Consider the following 223-nt stretch of genomic DNA (forward strand, 5'->3'; position numbering starts at 1 on the left):
GTCATCTAGACCCCGACGGCAATAAACCCAGCACCTCAGACCTCATCGCCAAACAAGGCCTGTTCTTCCGCCAACCCCGCCGCGGACTCGTCTCCCTCTACGGCGCCTGCACCATCGAACAATACGAACAACTCTTCGCCCTGATCAGCTTCGCCACCAACCCCAACAAACACACCAACCCCAACACCATCAACACCAACGACCCAGACCAAGAAGACGGCAC

Annotated in this window: 1 pseudogene; it reads left to right on the forward strand. The window is 57.8% G+C overall.

From position 1 onward, the window contains the following. Positions 1–223, forward strand: a pseudogene (locus RY113_RS18455) (hypothetical protein); the annotation flags it as partial.

It is taken from the genome of Arthrobacter sp. lap29 (genome assembly GCF_032458965.1).
Taxonomy (GTDB): Bacteria; Actinomycetota; Actinomycetes; order Actinomycetales; family Micrococcaceae; genus Specibacter; species Specibacter psychrochitiniphilus.